15 protein-coding genes, 1 tRNA gene and 1 pseudogene are annotated in these 19,823 nt (G+C 44.5%); 3 read left to right on the top strand and 14 right to left on the bottom strand.

Going from position 1 to position 19,823, the window contains the following annotated elements:
- The first annotated feature begins 1,026 nt into the window (after positions 1–1,026).
- Positions 1,027–1,926, top strand: a complete 900-nt coding sequence (locus NV381_RS07035; RefSeq protein WP_258212560.1) for a VOC family protein — start codon at positions 1,027–1,029, stop codon at positions 1,924–1,926.
- A 176-nt stretch (positions 1,927–2,102) separates the two neighbouring features.
- Here the strand turns inward: NV381_RS07035 and NV381_RS07030 are convergent, their stop codons facing one another.
- Positions 2,103–3,470 (bottom strand): PLP-dependent aminotransferase family protein, encoded by a 1,368-nt coding sequence (locus tag NV381_RS07030; protein ID WP_258212559.1) that lies wholly within the window; start codon positions 3,468–3,470, stop codon positions 2,103–2,105.
- A 208-nt stretch (positions 3,471–3,678) separates the two neighbouring features.
- Here NV381_RS07030 and NV381_RS07025 point away from each other — a divergent pair.
- Positions 3,679–4,477: pseudogene (locus tag NV381_RS07025) on the top strand (arylamine N-acetyltransferase family protein).
- A gap of 148 nt (positions 4,478–4,625) precedes the next feature.
- Here the strand turns inward: NV381_RS07025 and NV381_RS07020 are convergent.
- From NV381_RS07020 to nrdR, 8 genes are all read right to left on the bottom strand, one after another.
- Entirely contained in the window at positions 4,626–5,552 is a 927-nt protein-coding gene (locus tag NV381_RS07020) for an NAD(P)-dependent alcohol dehydrogenase (RefSeq protein ID WP_258212558.1), read from the bottom strand.
- A gap of 107 nt (positions 5,553–5,659) precedes the next feature.
- Complete coding sequence (locus NV381_RS07015; protein WP_258212557.1) at positions 5,660–8,344, bottom strand: LuxR C-terminal-related transcriptional regulator; 2,685 nt, start codon at positions 8,342–8,344, stop codon at positions 5,660–5,662.
- A gap of 795 nt (positions 8,345–9,139) precedes the next feature.
- Positions 9,140–9,571, bottom strand: coding sequence for a dihydrofolate reductase family protein (locus tag NV381_RS07010; RefSeq protein WP_258212556.1), 432 nt, complete (start codon positions 9,569–9,571; stop codon positions 9,140–9,142).
- A gap of 98 nt (positions 9,572–9,669) precedes the next feature.
- Positions 9,670–10,506: an AraC family transcriptional regulator gene (locus NV381_RS07005; RefSeq protein WP_308861686.1), complete on the bottom strand. Its 837-nt coding sequence runs from the start codon at positions 10,504–10,506 to the stop codon at positions 9,670–9,672.
- 250 nt (positions 10,507–10,756) lie between these two features.
- On the bottom strand, positions 10,757–11,194 hold the full coding sequence (locus NV381_RS07000) for an SRPBCC family protein (protein ID WP_258212780.1): 438 nt from the start codon (positions 11,192–11,194) through the stop codon (positions 10,757–10,759).
- Between the two features lie 150 nt (positions 11,195–11,344).
- Positions 11,345–12,547, bottom strand: coding sequence for a macrolide family glycosyltransferase (locus NV381_RS06995; protein ID WP_258212554.1), 1,203 nt, complete (start codon positions 12,545–12,547; stop codon positions 11,345–11,347).
- 185 nt (positions 12,548–12,732) lie between these two features.
- Positions 12,733–12,808: transfer RNA gene (locus tag NV381_RS06990), tRNA-Ala, on the bottom strand.
- Between the two features lie 168 nt (positions 12,809–12,976).
- A complete protein-coding gene (nrdR, locus tag NV381_RS06985) occupies positions 12,977–13,453 on the bottom strand; it encodes a transcriptional regulator NrdR (RefSeq protein ID WP_258212553.1) in 477 nt (158 codons plus the stop codon).
- A gap of 127 nt (positions 13,454–13,580) precedes the next feature.
- Between nrdR and NV381_RS06980 the strand changes: the two genes are divergently transcribed.
- Positions 13,581–13,805: an alpha/beta-type small acid-soluble spore protein gene (locus tag NV381_RS06980; RefSeq protein WP_258212552.1), complete on the top strand. Its 225-nt coding sequence runs from the start codon at positions 13,581–13,583 to the stop codon at positions 13,803–13,805.
- A gap of 36 nt (positions 13,806–13,841) precedes the next feature.
- Here the strand turns inward: NV381_RS06980 and NV381_RS06975 are convergent, their stop codons facing one another.
- From NV381_RS06975 to polA, 5 genes are all read right to left on the bottom strand, one after another.
- Positions 13,842–14,456, bottom strand: coding sequence for a lytic transglycosylase domain-containing protein (locus NV381_RS06975; protein WP_258212551.1), 615 nt, complete (start codon positions 14,454–14,456; stop codon positions 13,842–13,844).
- Positions 14,453–15,049: a dephospho-CoA kinase gene (coaE, locus tag NV381_RS06970; RefSeq protein ID WP_258212550.1), complete on the bottom strand. Its 597-nt coding sequence runs from the start codon at positions 15,047–15,049 to the stop codon at positions 14,453–14,455. Before coaE ends, NV381_RS06975 begins: the two co-directional genes overlap by 4 nt.
- Positions 15,050–15,079: 30 nt before the next feature.
- Complete coding sequence (locus tag NV381_RS06965; RefSeq protein ID WP_258212779.1) at positions 15,080–15,781, bottom strand: MntP/YtaF family protein; 702 nt, start codon at positions 15,779–15,781, stop codon at positions 15,080–15,082.
- A 69-nt stretch (positions 15,782–15,850) separates the two neighbouring features.
- Positions 15,851–16,714, bottom strand: coding sequence for a DNA-formamidopyrimidine glycosylase (gene mutM / locus NV381_RS06960; protein WP_258212549.1), 864 nt, complete (start codon positions 16,712–16,714; stop codon positions 15,851–15,853).
- A 296-nt stretch (positions 16,715–17,010) separates the two neighbouring features.
- Complete coding sequence (gene polA / locus NV381_RS06955) at positions 17,011–19,677, bottom strand: DNA polymerase I (protein WP_258212548.1); 2,667 nt, start codon at positions 19,675–19,677, stop codon at positions 17,011–17,013.
- Positions 19,678–19,823 lie beyond the last annotated feature (146 nt).

Genomic DNA, 19,823 nt, shown 5'->3' with positions numbered 1-19,823 from the left:
ATTATATAAAGAGCCTTCCAAGATATAATTCAAGTTGTTCGTGTAAACAATGATATGTAAACGTTTACATATTTAGATAAAATAAAAAACTTCCCTCGGCCTATCACCTTATCACTTTTGAGAATTGTTCTGATTAATACTGTAATAGTACCACCTTTGTTCATAAAGTCAAGAACTTCACATCTCTAGTGGGGCATTTATATTGTTTTTACGTTTTAATCTATGATCCTAATTCCGCTAGAAGTCAAGGCTTATTGGAATATTGAACGAGGTTTTTTAATTATTCGATTTTATTTTTTTACCACACTTGGAATTGAATGGGTGTTCTCACGCTATCGTTCAAAACAGCCGTATAAAAGTCATAGCTCTTCACTTCTGGCTTAGAGTATGTGTAGATCTTCGAATTTTGAAGTTGTTGACTTTATTGGAAATCATAGTATAATTCATTTTGTGAACGCTCAACTAGGCTGATTTAACCGCTTCTTAGTATTGAACTGTTTACGGGAATGATAAATACACTTTAAAATAATCATTGTATTCCGTAGAATGTTACTCTGAATGGAAAATGTTAATGACTTAGCCTCTATAAGTAAACGTTTACTTATCTTTTCCCACCATTTGGCCTCTGCTGCAATTCAGCTATCATCGTTTCATCGCACCAAGAATACCCTCAATACATGGTACCCTACACCTACAGATTCACCCTTAAGATTGGAAAAGTCATTTGATATTATTCATAAAAACAAGTACAACAAAGAGAATTATTAATTGAGCCATATAATTAATTTCATACATTCCTTTCACACCGTTGTATTATCGATAATATTCAGCAAACAAGTAAACGTTTACCTAACCGTTTTATCTGTTTTGGGGAAGAAAATTATCTCTTCATGCCTCCGCGCCCCAATATTTCCATATAGAAGCACCTAATAAACTAGTATTTAAATATGCAACCAAATACTTAATTGGAATGGAGTACAGATTATGGTTGCTGTTAAATAAATAAAAAAAGAGAGAGGTTAAAGTATGAGTAAAACTGTAAGACATGGAATTGCCTTGGTACTTGCTTCAATGTTATTTTTGGTAAGTGCTTCATTTATGGCAATTCCTGCAGAGGCAGCGAAAAAACCGACTGCTTCGACAATCCAGGGAATCGCTCACATGGCCTACAACGTGACCAGTCTTGCCAAAGCGCGCGCATTTTGGGTAGATTACCTTGGTTATGCCGAGCCGTTTGCCGTCTCAAGTCAGGTTGCGGTGATCAAAATCAATGACAACCAGTACATTGAGCTGTACGAGGGCAAACTTGATTCCACGAATGGTCAATATCAATTGAAGAACATCGGGTATTACACTACTGACGCAGCTGCTTTGCTTGCCCAACTCAAAAAAAATGGCGTAAAAGTACCGACTTCCGTTACCACAAATGCTCTTGGAAACCTGAGTTTCACAGTCACAGACCCTGACGGTCATGTCATTGAATTTGTCCAGTATATGAGCACAAGTCTGACCGGGAAGACCCAAGGGAAAGCGATGCCGAGCACTCGCATATTTACTTCCATTATTTCTAATGGAGCCACCAGTAAGAATCAACTTGTAACAAATGAATTTCTTCAGACTAAGATAGGTTTCCTTCCTAATGGCGATTCCGGACTCAATTCACATTTAATCAGGATTCCAAATAGCGATCAATTTTACGAATGCGGTGTTTTAGGTCCCAATGAGACGCTTAACGCAGCAACTGCTGGTAAAAAGAATCAGGTTGACCTTAAAACGGATCCTGGCATGACCATTCAGGAAGCCGTAGATATCCTCAAAAAACGCGATCCAAAAATAACGGTTGATCTTCATTATACTAGTGGTGACAGATGGGTAGGAAATATTTACGATCCGGACGGTTCGCGTGTTGAACTTGATGATAAATAAATCGATATTATGACAAATAGAAGCGAGTGCTAACGCCCTACAATTAGGACCCGTTCAAACTGGTCAAAAAAACGAATAATAAACAAAAATGCACCGAAGCGAAAATGGTAAATGGGGTGATTTCTGCCATCATCAACCACAACGCGAGGTGCATTTTCGTGTATTTGGAGTATCAACTATGTAATGGAGGACCGGGCAGCTGGATCAATAACCATTCGATCAACTTCCTCGACAATCGTCTTAACCCCTCTTTCAATTTTCTCTGACTGAGTCCGTGAAATGCTGATCCTCAGAAATTTCTCCCGTTCCATATAATCCGATAAATAAAATCTTTTGCCTGACACTACGCTGACGTTTCTCTCCACAAGCCGCTTCATCAGAAGCTCCAGATTGACTGTAAGGGGCAGCTTGAACTGCACATAAATACCAGAGCTAACATTCGATATTTGTATCAATCCCGCATCATTGTATCGATCCACAGCTTCGTTCAGTAAACGAATTCTGGCTGCATATTGGCTGCATATTTTGCTCTTGTGCCGCTCATACATGCCGTTTTTGATATACACTTCGAGTGCAGCTTGGGATAGCAGCGATGTATCGGAATATCCTTTGTATGCATGAAACGTCTCAAGCAAAGTTTCAGGCAATACGGCTACACCCAATCGCAAGCCCGGGAATATGATTTTTGAGAAGCTCTTCAAATAAACGACATGTGAGGTTCGGTTGTAGGCGTAAATAGGATCAAACCCTTGTTCTTCACCCAAGTCCGCCATATAATCATCCTCTACGACGTATACGTTATATTTGCTGGCCAAACCTGCGATTGCTTTCCTCTGATCTGCGCTATACGAAGTACCAAGCGGATTGTGATATCTTGACATCGTGTAAAAAAATTTAATACTGCCCGTTTTGAACCTATCCTCCAATTGGCGCAAATCGATCCCTTTTGCCGTACGGGCAATTCCGCTAACCGGTATTCCTTCTTTCTCAAGAAATCGCAAATATATATCGTAGCTGGGCTGTTCGACCAGGATGACCGAATTCCCATTCGGAAACGGCATTTTAGCCAATAGCTCCAACGGCTGCTGCGCGCCAGAAGTCACCACAATCCGTTCCATATTCGCGAATACTTGATATCCTGCCAGGTGAGAAGCAAGTGTATGGCGAAGCTTCTCCAGACCCAACGAATCGCCATACGTAAACAGTTGGTGTTTGTATATATCAATCGCCTTGTTCAAGCAATGCTGGAAATCCAAATACGGAAACACATCTACATCCGGCAGCACCGAAGCGAAATCTATCGTTTTGTCTTCCTTGTCGACAGACCTATCTTCCGTTTTTCCGACCACGTAATAGCCGCTTTGCGAGATCGAGTAAATGGCATGCCGCTTCTCCAGCTCTGCATATGCCCGTGTGATCGTACTAATGCTGCATCCGTACAGCTCCGCAGCTCCGCGAACGGAAGGCAGCTTTTGACCCGGACGGTATTGTCCGTCTGATATTTTCTGTTCGATATCGGAAAGAATAAGCAAATATTTTTTCATATCATTCCCCCTCGCTCTTCTCTAATTATTATATACGAATTGCCAACTGTATCGATACAGTTTAGTTGATTCGCTATTGTTCGGGTTATAATTTCGCCGTATCCTTTTAAGTAACGAAACCTTGAGGTTAATTTGAACGTCGAGGTCATCTATAGACTGCATGCCGGATGATTTGAAGGTGAATTTAAAGATAATGGAGGAATGATCGATGAGTGAACTTAATACTTTATTTCGAAATAGAATAAGTCTCCCGGAAAACGATACTATTACTTTTGAAGACCTGGCTGGAGTACTTGAAAAAATGGCGAAAACCGTTCCTTTTGAAAATTTATGTATTATTGAAAAAAGAACCAACATTATTTCTAAAGAACATTTGGTCAACAAACTTTTAGTTGCTAACGAAGGTGGGCTTTGCTATGAATTAAACGCGCTGCTCTATCTTTTTTTAATTGAGAATGGATTTGACGCTGTTCTAACACGTGGGGTGGTCTATAATAACGATACTCAAGCTTTTTTCACGCTAGGGAGAACACATGTAACCATCCTTCTCAATCACGAGAAACAAATCTATATACTAGATACGGGGTTTGGAGGAAATCTCCCATTAAAACCTGTTCCTTTATCCGGAGAAACCATAACCTCAAGCAATGGACAGTTTCGAATCCAAAAAAGGGCCGGTGAATTTGGAGATTATGTTCTTGAAAATGAAATTAAAACATAAGGATTCCGACTGGAGAATCGGATACACTTTTGATTCCATGAGCCCTATAGCTGACTTCTCAGAATGTAATGCCGTTCAAAAGATTGTTGTAGAACACCCCGCATCTTCTTTTAATAAGCATCCATTAATAACAAAAATTACAGATGAAGGCAGCATAACTTTAACCGACACTTCATTTACCGAGTGGAATCAAGGTATATTAACAAAGGTGAAAATTGACAGCTTGAAATTCAAGGAGCTTTTTGATGAGTATTTTGGCTTTCTCAAACGCAAACCTATTGAGTGAATCCCATAAAATGTGCAAAAGAACCTTCAAACCCACCTTTAATCAAAGTTGGATTTGAGGGTTCTTTTGTGGCCCTAAAATTCAGGATAATATGGTAAATGGAATCTTCCAAAATGACTGAACCTCCAAGCGTGAGCCCAATACTTTACTAGAGCTGGTTATCATGCTTCACCGTGATGACCACATTTCCCTTTTTATGCCCTTTTTCTACATATCGATGAGCTTCAGGAATTTGTTCCAGCGGATAACACCTATCTATGACCGATTTTATATTACCCGTCTCAATAAGTTCTTTGAGGAAAAATAAATCTTCAATACGTTCCTTTGCAATCCCTTGCCCTTCAACTGTCACATAAATCCCGTTCGGAGCCAGTGCTTTCTTGCAATTTGATTTTGTATTTTTCCCAACAGCATCAAAGATAATATCATAAAGCTCATCTCTTTTTGTAAAATCCTCTTTCGTGTAATCTATGACTTTATCGGCCCCCAAAGATTTCACCAATTCTATATTTGCAGTACTGCATACCCCAGTAACTTCTGCCCCGTAATATTTGGCAAGCTGTACCGCGGAAGTACCTACCGCTCCAGAAGCTCCATAGATAACAATTTTTTTCCCGCTCTGGATATTTCCTTTTCTAAGAAAATGCAATGCTGTATTCCCCCCAAAAAGAACAGCAGCCGCTTCCTCATAGGTCGTATTGGCTGGTTTCATGGCTACCAATCCATCTTCAGACAAACAGGTATACTCGGCATAAGCACCAAATCGCATCCCTGTAAATGCAAAAATTTGGTCGCCTTTCTTAAATTTTTTAACGTTTCTTCCCACTTCTTCTATTTCACCTGATAGCTCCACGCCGAGTATAGGTTTTCTAGGTTTTCTGAGGCCTAAAAATATTCGCATTGGGATCCAGTACGAGAGAGGACTGTTAAAGCTTCGAACCCTACAGTCACCTGAGGTTACAGTTGTCGCATAAACTTTTACCAATATTTCATTGTCCTTCGGAATAGCTTTTTCTACCTCTTTGAGCTTCAATACATCCGGTGATCCGTATTTTGTGCATACAATTGCTTTCATGGGTCTCCTCCAAGCCTCAATTTGCAATTAGTATAGCTGCAATACGGTATTGACATATAGATACTAAAGTATTGTTTTAAAAATGTTCCGATGTAAAGTGGGTAAACTCACAAGAGACCTAGCTTACGGGCACATGCTACAGCTTCGGTGCGACGTTTTACTTGCAGTTTGTCAAAAATAATCCGGTTATGCCCTTTTACTGTAGTCAGCGCGATGAAAAGCCGTTCGCTAATCTCAAGATTCGAGAGTCCTTGGGCTATGAGCTGCAGAACTTCCAACTCCCGCCCGCTCAGTGGCTCCATTAGGAACTTGGCAGGCTGCGCTAGCTGCTGACTAGATTTGGTTCCACCTTTGAGTTCTTCAGCCTTAAATTCAGCCAGCAATTTCCCTAGATAGCTCGGCATAACTTCATGGGCAGCTGCCGCTTCAAGCAATAACCTAAGCATCGGAACACCTTCGTCTAAAAAGATTCGGATGAAGCCGCCGGGCTCGGCCATTGTCAAAGCGTCTTCCAGTATTTGCACAGCCTTGAACTTTTCGCCATGCTCATGCAGAGCAACCGCTTGTAGAACCATCACCTTAAGCCGTTCATCTGCCCATCCCTTTGTCTCCACCTGCCCCCGCCACGGCTCCAGCAACACTAGAGCTGCAGACGCGTCTCCCTGTGCCAGATGTATCCGAGCCTGACTCATGTGAAGCTCATGCTTCTGAGCCAAATGAGCGGCTGCCCCCAGATTGCCCTGATGCTGATGAAGCATCAAAAGCACTTGAGCAGCGGCAATATGCGGCAGCTGGTTCGCGAAATTCTGCAAGCGAGCGACACGATCCGCCTTGGCTAAAATAGCAGCCGCGCCGCTCACCTCTCCCTTCGCAAGCTTCAAGCGGACGAGAAACACATCACCTGCAACAACTCTGTCCGATTGTTCAAACTGCTTCGCCAGTTGCACGCTCCATTGACCATGCTGCATAGCGGCATCCAGGTTGTTCCATTCATAACATATCCGAGCTAAGCCCAGATGAGCTTCACACACAGCAGGCAGCGGTGAATCACCTGTCATATTCAGAACTTGCCGGTAGGTCTCAGCCGCCTCATAAAGCTGATTTTCAGCTTCATATATGTTCCCAAGGCCCAGTGCGGCCATAATGTTGATTATGACATGTCCGATCATCTGACTGATCGATAATGCTTCGGCGTAGGCCTTGCCAGCAGCGGCCCGATCTCCTTGGAGCTGGTAAGCGTATCCCAGCGTCCAGGTGGTGGCAGTGCGGACAGGCAGATTGTCCGGATGCAAATAGTCCAGAGCACGACGCGATTCGGCAATAATGGTTTCTGCCTGATGCTTGCTAACAGCCAGAGTAGCGCGTATAGCGGCAATATGTCCGATTAGATCTCGTATCTTATTATCTTGTTCAGCACCTTGCAGTGCCTTCTCAGCAGCTTGCAGCTTCTGTTCGACTCGGGTCATTTGACCCGCCATCAGCAATGCAGAAGCATACATTACCCACAACGAGGGCCTTGCATCCAGATCCTCGTTACGCATTGAACCCAACCAATTCAGTACAGGGGCTACCGCTCCACGAAATAGCAGAGGCATCCCCTTTCCCTCCACTAGGCGAGCTGCACGCTGAATATCATTGGCAGCTGCGGCATGGTGAAAAGCTTCAATCTCCAGTCCATTGTCTTCATACCAAATGCTGGCACGTATATGTAATTCAGCCACGTCCCTCTCATTATCCACTATTTTCGAGGGTATACTTTGGTGCAGCCGTTTCTGCAGTAAATCAGCAAAAAGATGGTGATAGCGATACCAATGCCGTTCGTTGTCCAGCGGAACGATGAATAGGTTGGCACGTTCGAGATATTCCAAGGTTTCTTGCCCTGAAGCAGAAGGGGCTTGTTGTTCCCCGGCTTTCCTGTGAAGAACCGCATCACAAAGAGGGCCGCACATCCAATCGAGGATAGATGTATGCAGCAAGAAAGTCTGAATGCTTTCGGATTGCTGCTCCAGCACCTCTTCAACCAGATAGTCCAGTACGAAATGGTGACTGCCGGTGAAAGTTTGGATGAAGCTTGAGGGATCTTTATGTCCCTGCATGGAAAGTGCGGCTAATTGCAGACCGGCTATCCAGCCTTCTGTGCGCGATTCAAGCAAGGCGATATTTTCCGGGGAAAGGTTTAGCCCCATCACGCTGCCTAGAAATTCGGCTGCTTCAGTGGAGGTAAAGCGCAGGTCTGCCCCACGCACTTCAGTCAATTGATTCCTGACTCGTATCCGTGCCAAGGGTATACTTGGATCCTCGCGAGTGGAGATGACCAGATGCATCTGTGGCGGCATGTGCTCAAGCAGAAAGGCGATAGCCTTGTCAATCGCTCTGGAATCAATAACGTGGTAATCGTCAAAAACGAGTACAAAATGGTCCGGAATGGCAGTGATTTCATTGAGCAAGGAAGTTATAATCGATTCGATTGGTGGAAGCTGGGGGGATCGAAGCAAAGCAAACACGCCTTTTCCAATATTCGGCGCAATCGTCTGCACAGCAGCAAAGAGGTATGTCAGAAAGCATGCAGGGTCGTTATCCCCCTCTTCAAGTGACAGCCATGCAACTGGTTGAGAGCAGCCTGCGAGCCATTGGCTGACAAGCGTAGTTTTACCGCATCCGGCAGAAGCGGAGATGAGTATCAGCTTACGCTGCATACCTTCGTTCAAGCAATCGATCAAACGAGGGCGGATAACAACGTTAGGCCGAGGCGGAGGGATAAATAGTTTAGTGGATACAATAGGTGTGGACATAATAACCACCGTTCTACGCCGTCAATTGCAGCGCCTTGATTGAATATTATTATTTTCGACAGTTTGGCTCTATATCCCTTTTGTGTCCTTTCTCAGCATGCCTTCGATCTGCAACAATCTGTGCCAAAAGCAAACGAGTGAGTCGTTAGTATAGTAAGATCTACATTTGTGTGCTTTGGAGAGATGGGTGTGGGATTACGGCCGCTATTGAAGCCATCAGTACTGCATCCACGGAAGTGAAGGGCAATGCGGAAGTAATTGTTCCGTTATCACTTGAAAAGTCCAAAAATTAGAGGGATACGGGAACAGCTAGTTCCGTTATTGCTCTGTTTTTGTGCATAAATGCTCCAATTCGGCCAACATAACGGAATTCCCACTTCCGCTATCGCCCCAGATTGGAGGCGGCTGATGGATTAGCGGAACTATCTGTTCCGTACAAAATCCCACTTAAATTTTCTTATATGTTAACAAGAATCATCCATTCCCGTTTAGACTCCGCAAGAAAAAAGCCTCCAGTTCCACTTTAACAGTGGTTTTGGAGGTTTCTCATCGAAGTTTCGGAATAACTCGCTATTCTCTTTCGTCAGCAGGCTGGGGGCCGCGTATAGCCCGTTACTATTTAGTTTTAGCTATTCGGAGGAAAACCCTGCGGGAGAAGGCTTCACATAATGAAGCACGACGTTTCCAGATTCGAACGTCCTCGCCTCTACCGGAGTAAGCGCAAATTGCCTGACGTGCTCAAACAAAGGTTTACCTTTACCCGCCACAACAGGACTGACAATAAATATATACTCATCAAATCAAGCCTTCCTCGGCAAGCTGCTGTACGATTGAACCACTGCCCAGCACAAGAATGTCACAACTAGCGTCTCGTTTTAATTGTCGTACCACTTCGATCAGGTTATCATTATAAATTTGGGTGTTGTCCCACTCAGTCTCATTGATTGTTTTGGAGAAAACGATTTTGGTCATGTCAGTCAGTTCTTGAGCTATCTCCTTCAAATGACTGGGCGCATCCGGATTATGGAGCACTGGCACCCAATAGCTTTCAAATCCGCGGAAAGTCGTGCTTCCCAAAATAAGGATATTCATCTTGCCGCCGATAGCATGCGCCGCTTTGTCAACCTCCGGGTCATGAATAAACCAATCCATACCAAAAGTCGCTTCATTTAAGCTGGCAAAATAGCCATCAATCGATATTCGATTCAGCATTTTAATTTTGTTCATAGCCTACCACTCCTCGGTTATTGAATCATTAATTCCTATTGGAATAACTTGATCATACCCGGAACTACGATAAAATAATTGGACAAAACCGTCCTTTATTATAAATAAGAGGACCCTGCCAGGTCGCTATGAAATTCACTAACCTTCATCGCTATATGTTTCGGACTTATCCAGGAGAATAATTTCATATCGCGTATAAAATGAGACTGATCATAATAGTTCAGCGCATAAGCGACGTCGGACAATCGTTCATACTGCCCTGAATGCATCAACCTCAATGCTTCATTTATGCGTCTTACCCTGATGTACAGATGCGGCGGCATGCCTACGACACGGGCGAAGCGTTTCTGAAATTGCCGCTCAGAAATATGAAATACGGCAACCAAATCTTGCACTGTAATACTTGCGATATGTTTGCGAATATAATCGAGTGTCAACTCGATGAGCTCGTCTCGCCTATTCGTCTGCTTTAAAGCAGTCAGTAAAAAGTGATTGAGCAAATAAACCCGTTCGTCAGTCGAGTTCGCGGACAAAAGCTGCCTCTCGAGTTCCACCGCATCGAATTGATCCGCAGCCAAGAGGCATTGGTTATGAGCTGCCGCATCCCAGCCAAACAAGCTGTATAGTGCGTGGGGCTTAAAAACCAGTTGGATCGTCGTATAAGGTGTACCTCTAAAACGCATGATGCTCGGTTCCGAACCTTGTCCATGCAGAAATAAGAACGGAATATTGGATGTTTGTGCGGAACGGATTGCAATACTTTCTATCGCTGCGTTTTGATCTGCGGCAAGCTGGAAGACGATACCGGGGTAACCGCTTGGACAAACCTTAACCTCGAGCGGTTGATCTCCTAAGTGAGTTGAGATTCGCAAGCACTCGATATCCCGGCTTAAAGCTGGAGGAGGAGGCAGAACGTTAAAGTTGATCGTTGTCATAATCTTTTATTTTACACGAATCCAGAGCAACTGGAAAGTTGTCCAATCGATGCGTTAATTTCAACAGAAGAGGAAACGATGATGGCCTGATGCACAAATCGCCCTGCCTCATTGAATAAGGACAAGGCGATTATTTTATTGAAAAAACGATGTACAAGCCCATTGGCAAAAGCTCAATTTGATATCTATTGATATGCGAGCAAATTCGCAACGCTCGAAAACGAAAGCGTTACGCATTATAAAATTCCAATCATTTTACCAACGCGCTCCTCAATCGGTTCACTCCAAATTCCAAATAACCTTTTAGACAAGTCAGCATATAGACCCATCCTTCTTTATTGTCCACCAATTTGGCTATTAAATCAGGATCATTCTCGTCAAATCCATCTCCGTTCACTTCTACGATGGTATTTGCTTGATTCGTATCCTTGAGCGTTATTGTCACAAGATGCGGTTCCCCGTCTTCCGCCCCCCATTCAAATACAATCTTTCGATTTTCAATCATTTCTATTACATGAATATCTCCTTGAGCTTTGTACTCTTCGTACCTCAACGTGACTGTTTTGCCTTTTTCCCATCTCTCCGAGCTGGACGAAAACCAAAAGTTTCCAATCTTTTCGGGATCGACAAAAGCTTCAAAAACGTCAAAAGCAGGTTTTCGAATCTCCATTTTCGTCAAGTTATTTATTTGAATTCCTCCATTCATTAGGGCCTATCGAATTCCACTTCAAATTCCTTATACAATTGTTTATATCCGTACTTTACCGCGTTACTTCCCACCATAGAGGGCATGTTCGAGCCTGCTAACGTTCCTGCAAGCCCCTTGGAGGCAACTCGATTATTTAGTGATGCCCAGACTTCGTTTAAACGCGAATATCTCTTCTACAGCTCGATGATACCCGCCTGCAGCTCGGAACGAATCGCCAATTTCAACGCATTGCTTTGGAATTGACGCATCCTTTAGTACGCTTTCCGCTGCCTCTCTGAGATCTTGTGCGGTTAAGCCTTCTTGATTAAGGTGGGTGCCTGCACCGAGTTCAGCCACACGTCGCGCCACAACAGGCTGGTCGGCGCTTTGGGGAAGTACAATCAACGGCACACCATAATACATACCTTCACTGGTGCTGTTCATGCCGCCATGTGTGATAAACAATTTGGCGTGTATCAGTACTTCGATTTGCGGTACATAGTTGCGTACGATAAAATTCGCAGGAATGTCTCCCAAGTCCGCTATCTGGGTTTGTTTACCGACGGATAAAATCACGGTATACTTCGTTTCAGCGAACGCGGCAAAACAGAGCTTGTAAAAATCCACGGCTTGATTGAAAACAGTGCCGAGTGATATGTAAATCAGGTGATCCGTATCCACATTATAAAAATCAAATTGATCATGAGAGTGCGGCACGAAAGACGGTCCAACAAACTTAAACGTTTCATCGAAGCTTTCTCCATCAGGCTGAAAGCGTTTCGATGTGTAGACGATGGTCAATGGGGCGGGATTGCAAAAAACCTCGTAGGCGGAGCCAATTTGCACATTGTATTTCGCTTGCACGTTATTAACCAGCTGTTGAAACTCTTGTTGTTCACGTTCATTCACATCTGCTGGAAAATGACTGGAGAGGCGATCTTGCATACTGTCAAAACTGTTTTCTTGGATTGCAAAACTCGTGCACGAATTGATTGCAGGCAGGTCGAGTATTTGTGCAAGTAAACGCCCACAGCCGAACATCGAGTCGTGAATGATGTAATCAAAACGTTCTCCTTTTGTTTGCTCAAGAAGACTGGGAATGACAATGTCGGCGGTACGCAATAGTCCACCTACTCGACCCCAAGGATTTCTTCCTCCGGCAAGGAAAGCCTCAATAAATTTGCTGCCATCGAATGTGATCACCTCTGCGCCCGTTGGCTCGACGCGATCACGAAATTGTTCAGCTATAAAGTAAACTACCTCTTCTCCACGACGGATAAGTTCTTGAACTACACCGAGGGTTGGATTGATATGTCCTTCGGAACCTCCATTGATCAGCAAAACGCGAGCCATATTCATCACCTTTCATAATGTGCCATCCTCTGCTAATAATGATACGTTTTTTTCAACAATGCACAAACGCTAAGCTAAAAACTATATAGAATATCCCCACGAAGTGGGGTCTTGCTTCGAAGTTGATTCAGATACTTGGCGGGAAATACAAAAAAAACGACATTTCTGCCGTTTGTGTTAGATATTGGTGGAAAATAGGGGGATCGAACCCCTGACCTCATCGCTGCCAGCGATGCGCTCTCCCAGCTGAGCTAATTCCCCATAGATTCGCAATCAAGGAAACCAATTTCATTTTTCCATGTTACTTTTAGAGCAGTGTCGCCGGCCAGCATGGAATTCCAGCTGAGCTAAAGCTCTGTAGCGACAAAAATGATAATACCACAGGTGCTTAAAGGTTGTCAACAAAAAATGACAACACACACCTGCGGCCTATTTATTATCTTCGCCAACGCCATGCTTAGAGAGAATGTCATTGAGCTCACGCATAAACATATTGATATCTTTGAATTGACGATAGACAGATGCAAACCGAATATAGGCAACTTCATCTACTGGGTACAGCTGTTCCATTACAATTTCACCGATGTTGCGGCTATCTACTTCTGCATGCGCCGTATTGCGGACCTGCTTTTCCACCTCAGAGACGATTTTATCGAGCTGCTCTACCGACACTGGGCGCTTCTCACAGGCTCGTATTAGACCGCGAAGCATCTTTTCCCGGCTGAATTCCTCACGGCTGCCATCTTTCTTAATAACGATAAGGGGGGTTTCCTCCACCATTTCAAACGTCGTAAATCGCTTGGTGCATCTCTCACATTCCCTGCGGCGGCGAATGGATTTGTTCTCATTGGCTGCGCGGGAATCCAGCACTTTAGTTCCAAGGTAATCGCAGTATGGACATTTCATCTTCTAACACTCCTTTTGCCGGGAATATCCCTTGCGAACTAATCCAACGGATTGCCAACGAATCCCTGTTATGAACTTCCGATAAACGCACATAATAGGTTTACCAACTACAAGGAGGTGAACAGACATGGGTGCAGGACAATCTCGGAGCAGCAACGTACTTGTAGTTCCTCAAGCGAACGCAGCGTTGGATCAACTGAAATACGAGGTAGCACAGGAATTGGGTATCTCCATTCCTCAAGACGGTTACTACGGTAACATGGCTACTCGTGATACAGGTGCGATCGGTGGACACATTACCCGCCGCTTGGTACAAATCGCTGAACAACAATTAGCTGGACAATTTAAGTAATCATTTTAGGAAGAAGAAGTGTTGGACAATTGCTCCTCAGGGAGCTTGTCCAATGCTTCTTTGCATTTTGGGTGAAACTCCCCACTCTTCTGCATAAAGCTTATGATATTTATTATAATAATATAAAACGCGCTGAATGTAATGCCTTGTTTCACCAAATGGGATTGAATTCACCTTTTCCAGTGTACCATCCCACTCCTGATTTTGCAGCCAACGGTTTACATTTCCCTGTCCTGCGTTATATCCGGCTATGGCCGCCACTGTATTGCCTTTATACTGCTTGTGCAGCCAGCTTAAGTACCATGATCCTAATTGTATACTGACCGTAGGATTATGTAAATTTTCTTTATGAGTAGAAGAGAAACGTCCCATCTCCACAATCCAATCTGAAGTGTCGGGCATAAGCTGCATTAGCCCAAAAGCGCCCTTTTTCGATTCGATATCCACTTTGAAGTTAGATTCTACACGAATAATGGCTGCGATCAAAAACGGATCTAAACCATATTTATCACCATTAAGCAGTATTTCATCCTTGTATTGAATCGGATAAAGTAATCGGCCCACCATACTGCTGCTTAAAAACATAAATATGATAAATGCAATTAAGAAAAGTGCAAATACCCGCTTCCTTCGCCAAAAGCCAAAGCTCATAGAAGCCCTCTCTTTCTCAGGAATTGTTCTACTTGCTCTTCTGTTTGCGGTAAGGAGCCCTCATTGTTGATGAGAATATCAGCCAATGCTTTCTTCTGCTCGATATCCATTTGGGCCTGCAGTCTTTTCTCAGCCTGCTCCAATGACAAACCATCGCGTAGAACAAGCCTGTCCATCTGCACATTTCGGGGAATATAAACGACCATTACCTCTTCAAACATTGATTGCAGTCCGGATTCGTACAATAGAGGCACATCTACTACTACCAGCTTATCCGGATGCTGCTGTTCGTAATCCTTCATTCTTTGCCGCAATAAGGCCCTGATAGAAGGATGCATCATATCCTGCAAATCCTTCAAAGCTGCCTGGTTTCCAAAAACCATTTCACCCAGCTTTTTGCGATTTAATGTCCCATCCTCAAGCAGCACTTCCTGGCCAAACCGTTCTGCTATTTGTTCCAGCACAGGGCTGCCCGGTTCGACAACCTCTCTAGCTATACGGTCGGCGTCAACCAGCATCGCCCCGCGCTGCACCAGCATGTTAGAAACAGTGCTTTTGCCACAGGCGATGCCTCCGGTCAAACCGATGTTCATAGTAATTCTCCTCAGCTTGTAAGCATTATATTACAACAGTTTCATAATTCCCATAAAAATTAAAACGAATCCCGGAAAAACAGATAGCCTTCGAATCCATACCAGCTCCGAATACTTGTAACCTATCCGCAATCCTGTAGCCAGAAATGCCCCGCTCGCAAATGCTATTACAGCTGAAGTAAGCCATGGAGTAAATCCGATTAAAGCTGCCCCTATACCAGCGCCAAAGGCATCCAGGGAAAGAGCCACTCCTAACAACACAGCCTCAGATGCAGATATGTTGCCTGAACGGTCCCTGTCAGCTATAGAGGGCGTTCGTAATATTTGAATGACTAACCCAAGCCTCTTAAGCTCTATATACATAATTTCTTTGGCGCTTTGAACAGCCGCCTCGTCCTGGATATCTGCTGCCGCGAATGTATTCGGCTGATCGATATTTTCTTCTTGCTCCGCTGAATCCTTTTTCTGCGTCACAACCTGATATAAAGCCCATATTCCAATTCCAATCAGGATGATCCCACCAATTCCTTTTGCAACGTCCGGGTCTACAAACCTGCTTATAAAAACGCCAATCTGCATTGACATATAAATAATAAGCCCAGAACATACAGAAATGATGGCTACAGATAATAAGGGTATCCGAATTTTGCGTAAGCCGTACATGACTCCTACACCGAAACCATCCAGACTAACAGCCAAAGCCAAAATCAATAAAGATATAACAGGCAGCAGCATTAATTTTCCCCTCCCGATCGCTTTACCCCTACTATATGAAAAAATGGGCGGAGGGTGCACAACTGATTAAACCCTAACCTTCTTTACATGTTTCTGCTTCCATTTAAGCGGTTGGCATTTGGGGCAAAAGTGGGTTCCACGACCTGCAACAACACTCTTTTCAATTGGCTGGCCACAGGTGTAGCAGGGCTCTCCCTTGCGGCCGTACATTTTGAACTGGTGCTGGAACAATCCAATCTCACCTTGTCCGTTCACAAAGGATTTGATAGATGATCCTCCCGCCGCTACAGCTTCCTGCAGCGTTTTTACAATTGCCTCGTAAAGAGAGGCAAGCTCCCGTCGGGTCAATGTATTAGCTGCTCGCTCCGGGTGAATACCTGCCAAGAAAAGGGACTCATCCACATAAATATTCCCTATACCAACGATATATTCCTGGTTGAGGAGCAAAGGCTTGATCTTGGTTGAACGACCGGATAGCTTGCTGCTAAAAGCGGCTAAGGTGAAGTCCTCATCCAACGGCTCGAGCCCGAGCTTTTTCAGCGGATTTTCCTCTAATTCACGTCCCTTTGGGAAAAGATGCATAGTCCCGAATTGACGAACATCTTTATAACGAAGCTCGCTGCCGTCTGTAAAATGGAATACGACATGCGTATGGGGCTCCAATGGGTCCAACTGATCATATAAGCCATACCTGCCTTCCATCCGCAGATGGGATACCAGGGTGAAGTCATCCATCATAAAACAAAGAAACTTGCCTCTGCGCTCAACGTTTTGAATGGTCTGTCCGGCGAGCAGCAAGCAAAATTCCAGCGGCTCCTCCGGCAGCAGTATTATTCGGTTCAAATGAACCGTAACGTGATCAATCTTCTTTTGTAAAACTAATTCGTTCAAGGTCCTTCGTACCGTTTCAACCTCTGGTAATTCCGGCATGATGATTTCACCTCAATAAACATTTGTAGTGTGTGCAGCTGTCGCTTGAAGCTAACCATTATACTATGTTTTGGCCGACCGTGCAGCAGCGACTCGTGAATTTTCCTCACCTTGTACATCCGAATCGTTAATAGAGAGAACTACTGTAAAGCTTGTCCCGCAGGGACAACAGCGATCCCCTATCACGGTATCCAAGTATAACCGTTCTCTTACGGGTGTCCAGAGGGCGTAGCCCTTGGAGCCCTCCCGGCGGGGAGGGTTTGGGTGGGGATGCATGGTTTGGGTGGGGGACTACCTTACTTCGCTTCATACCAGTTTGATCCGGTATCGACATCTGCTTTCAATGGAACGTCTAGTGATAGCGCATTTTCCATAACATCTTTTACAGTTGCTTTCATAATTTCAATTTCTTCTTCAGGCACCTCGAATACCAATTCATCATGCACCTGAAGCAGCATGCGGCTCTGCAAGCCGTCCCGCTTCATCCGTTCATCCATTTGTACCATGGCCAGCTTGATAATGTCAGCAGCTGTGCCCTGTATGGGCGTATTCATCGCTGTTCGTTCAGCAAATGAGCGCAAGTTGAAATTGGAAGCCGTAATCTCAGGCAAATAACGTCGACGCTGGAGCAAAGTCGTTACATATCCGTCCTGACGCGCTTTTTTTACAATGTCATCCATATATTGGCGAACCCCTTGGAATACGAAAAAATACTGTTCAATAAAAGCAGACGCTTCCTTACGGGTAATGTTCAAGTTTTGCGATAAGCCGTAATCACTGATGCCATACACAATGCCGAAGTTAACGGCTTTGGCCTGCCGGCGCATATTGGAATCGACTGCTGATTCAGGCACACCAAACACGTCCATCGCCGTTTTCGTATGAATATCCATATCCTTCAGGAATGCTTCCATCAGCCTCTCATCCTGCGAAATATGGGCTAGCACACGAAGTTCAATCTGCGAATAGTCAGCGGTTAATATCGACCAGTCAGGCCTGGAAGGTACGAATACCTTGCGGATTTTACGGCCTTCCTCCAGTCGGATCGGGATATTTTGCAAATTCGGGTATTGACTGCTCAAACGACCAGTCGCGGCAATCGTCTGTTTGAAATACGTGTGTACTTTACCTGTTTCACCGCGAACCTCTTTCAATAATCCTTCCACATAAGTGGACTGAAGCTTCGCCAATGTCCGGTAATTAAGAATATGGCCGATAGCCGGGTGATAAGGCTCCAGCTTTTCAAGCACTTCAGCATCAGTGGAGTAGCCTGTTTTCGTTTTCTTCACAGCAGGCAGCTGCAGCTTTTCAAACAATATTTCTCCGAGCTGCTTAGGCGAGTTAATGTTGAACTCGGTTCCTGCCGCTTCATAAATGGATTTCATGATGGATTCCAGCTGAACCGCGAGCTCTGAACCGTACTGCTTCAGACCTTCAACATCTACCTTGATTCCCTTTTTCTCCATCGATGCAAGTACACTGGCCAAAGGAAGCTCCAACTCGTAGAACAGCTGATGCATACCATTGCTCTCCAGATCGTTTTGCATCGGCTCCATCAATTGTTGAACAGCCGTTACTTTCCGGCACAAATGCTCACAGATGACTTCGGCCGCGGGAATTTGAAATTTGGCGCCTTTGCCGAATATATCCTCGTCCGCCTTCAAGGAAGACAAGCCATATTTAGCCGTTAGGCCGTTCAATGTTAAAGACGACTCCGTTGGATCAAGCAGATAGGCAGCAAGCAGCACATCAAAGGACGATCCGCACAGACTAAGGCCTTGCCAGCCCAAAGCCACTTCAGCCCGATGCTGGTCGTAGATGGCTAAAGACTTATCCGGAGATTCCACCCATGCTCTTAGAGCCTCTGAATAAGCTCCTTCTTCGCGCAGCAGCTCAAACGGCACATAGTAGCAAGTATCCTGCGAAGCTAACGCTAAACCAAGCACATACCCGGTATGCGGATTATCTCCCACCACTTCAACATGCAGTGCTTTCACTTGAGGCAGTGCTTCAAGCAGCTCCGGCATGCGCTCCCGGTCTATAGCAACCGTCTGGATTTCTTCCTGTGGAGACTGGTTAGAGTCCAATGATGTATCCGCACCACCGAAATCCATTTTATCCAGCAGCGATTTGAACTCCAGCTTGCGGAACATTTGGGCTAGAGCTTGTCCCTCATAGCCTGTATAAGCTAATTCATCCCATGTAGAGGTAAGAGGCACCTCGCGGAATATGGTCGCCAGCCCCTTGCTCATCCGAGCGTCTTCCGCATGCTCTATAATCTTTTCCTTCATCTTGCCCTTAATTTGATCTGTATTGGCCAGAACGCCTTCCACGGATTCGAACTCGTGCAGAAGCTTGAGCGCTGTTTTCTCCCCTACTCCTGGAATCCCCGGAATATTATCGCTCGTATCTCCCATCAAGCCCTTCAAATCAATGATTTGATTCGGTGTTAGACCGTATTTCTCCTTAATATAAGGAGGATCGTACAGCTCAACCTCGCTGATGCCTTTGCGCGTCAAAGCGATTTTAACTTGATCGGATGCCAGCTGCAGCATATCCTTATCTCCACTTACAACAACTACTTCCATGCCGCCTTTTTCATCAGCCATCCTGGTCAATGTACCTATAATATCGTCAGCCTCGTACCCGTCAAGCTCAAACTGGGAAATACCGAAAGCTTTAATCAATTCCTTTAATAGTGGAAACTGCTCGGACAGCTCAGGAGGAGTCTTGGCCCGCCCACCTTTATATTCTGCATAATCCTTATGTCGAAAAGTTGCTTTCCCGGCATCGAATGCTACCAGAAAATGGGTCGGCTTCTGTTCGTCCAGCAGCCTTAACAGCATGGTTGTAAATCCGTATACTGCATTCGTGTGTAAACCGCTCGAATTACTCAGTAACGGGAGCGCAAAAAAAGCGCGGTAAGCAATACTATTGCCATCGATCACTACTAATTTAGACATGATTACACCTCATTTTCCATACTAACTCTATGATAGCATAGGATAATGCAATTAGAAAAACTATTCGATTTCCATTCATAAAGATATAAGGATGCTCGTAGCTTCTCATTGGTCGCAGCAGTAACTTTTCTTGCAATATCATACTT

Origin of the sequence: Paenibacillus radicis (ex Xue et al. 2023) (assembly GCF_024722015.1) — a bacterium.
Classification (GTDB): Bacteria; Bacillota; Bacilli; order Paenibacillales; family NBRC-103111; genus Paenibacillus_S.
Note: the sequence above shows the minus strand (reverse complement) of the source record. Positions and strands in the feature narration are given on the sequence as shown.

What these genes read in the sequence shown, in the direction of transcription:
- NV381_RS07030 (WP_258212559.1), bottom strand. Translation starts at nt 3,470, where the DNA reads ATGAAAAAATATTTGCTTATTCTTTCCGATATCGAACAGAAAATATCA.
- NV381_RS07020 (WP_258212558.1), bottom strand. Translation starts at nt 5,552, where the DNA reads ATGAAAGCAATTGTATGCACAAAATACGGATCACCGGATGTATTGAAG.
- NV381_RS07015 (WP_258212557.1), bottom strand. Translation starts at nt 8,344, where the DNA reads ATGTCCACACCTATTGTATCCACTAAACTATTTATCCCTCCGCCTCGG.
- NV381_RS07010 (WP_258212556.1), bottom strand. Translation starts at nt 9,571, where the DNA reads ATGAACAAAATTAAAATGCTGAATCGAATATCGATTGATGGCTATTTT.
- polA (WP_258212548.1), bottom strand. Translation starts at nt 19,677, where the DNA reads ATGTCTAAATTAGTAGTGATCGATGGCAATAGTATTGCTTACCGCGCT.
- NV381_RS06975 (WP_258212551.1), bottom strand. Translation starts at nt 14,456, where the DNA reads ATGAGCTTTGGCTTTTGGCGAAGGAAGCGGGTATTTGCACTTTTCTTA.
- NV381_RS06995 (WP_258212554.1), bottom strand. Translation starts at nt 12,547, where the DNA reads ATGGCTCGCGTTTTGCTGATCAATGGAGGTTCCGAAGGACATATCAAT.
- coaE (WP_258212550.1), bottom strand. Translation starts at nt 15,049, where the DNA reads ATGAACATCGGTTTGACCGGAGGCATCGCCTGTGGCAAAAGCACTGTT.
- NV381_RS06980 (WP_258212552.1), top strand. Translation starts at nt 13,581, where the DNA reads ATGGGTGCAGGACAATCTCGGAGCAGCAACGTACTTGTAGTTCCTCAA.
- mutM (WP_258212549.1), bottom strand. Translation starts at nt 16,714, where the DNA reads ATGCCGGAATTACCAGAGGTTGAAACGGTACGAAGGACCTTGAACGAA.
- NV381_RS07005 (WP_308861686.1), bottom strand. Translation starts at nt 10,506, where the DNA reads ATGACAACGATCAACTTTAACGTTCTGCCTCCTCCTCCAGCTTTAAGC.
- nrdR (WP_258212553.1), bottom strand. Translation starts at nt 13,453, where the DNA reads ATGAAATGTCCATACTGCGATTACCTTGGAACTAAAGTGCTGGATTCC.
- NV381_RS07035 (WP_258212560.1), top strand. Translation starts at nt 1,027, where the DNA reads ATGAGTAAAACTGTAAGACATGGAATTGCCTTGGTACTTGCTTCAATG.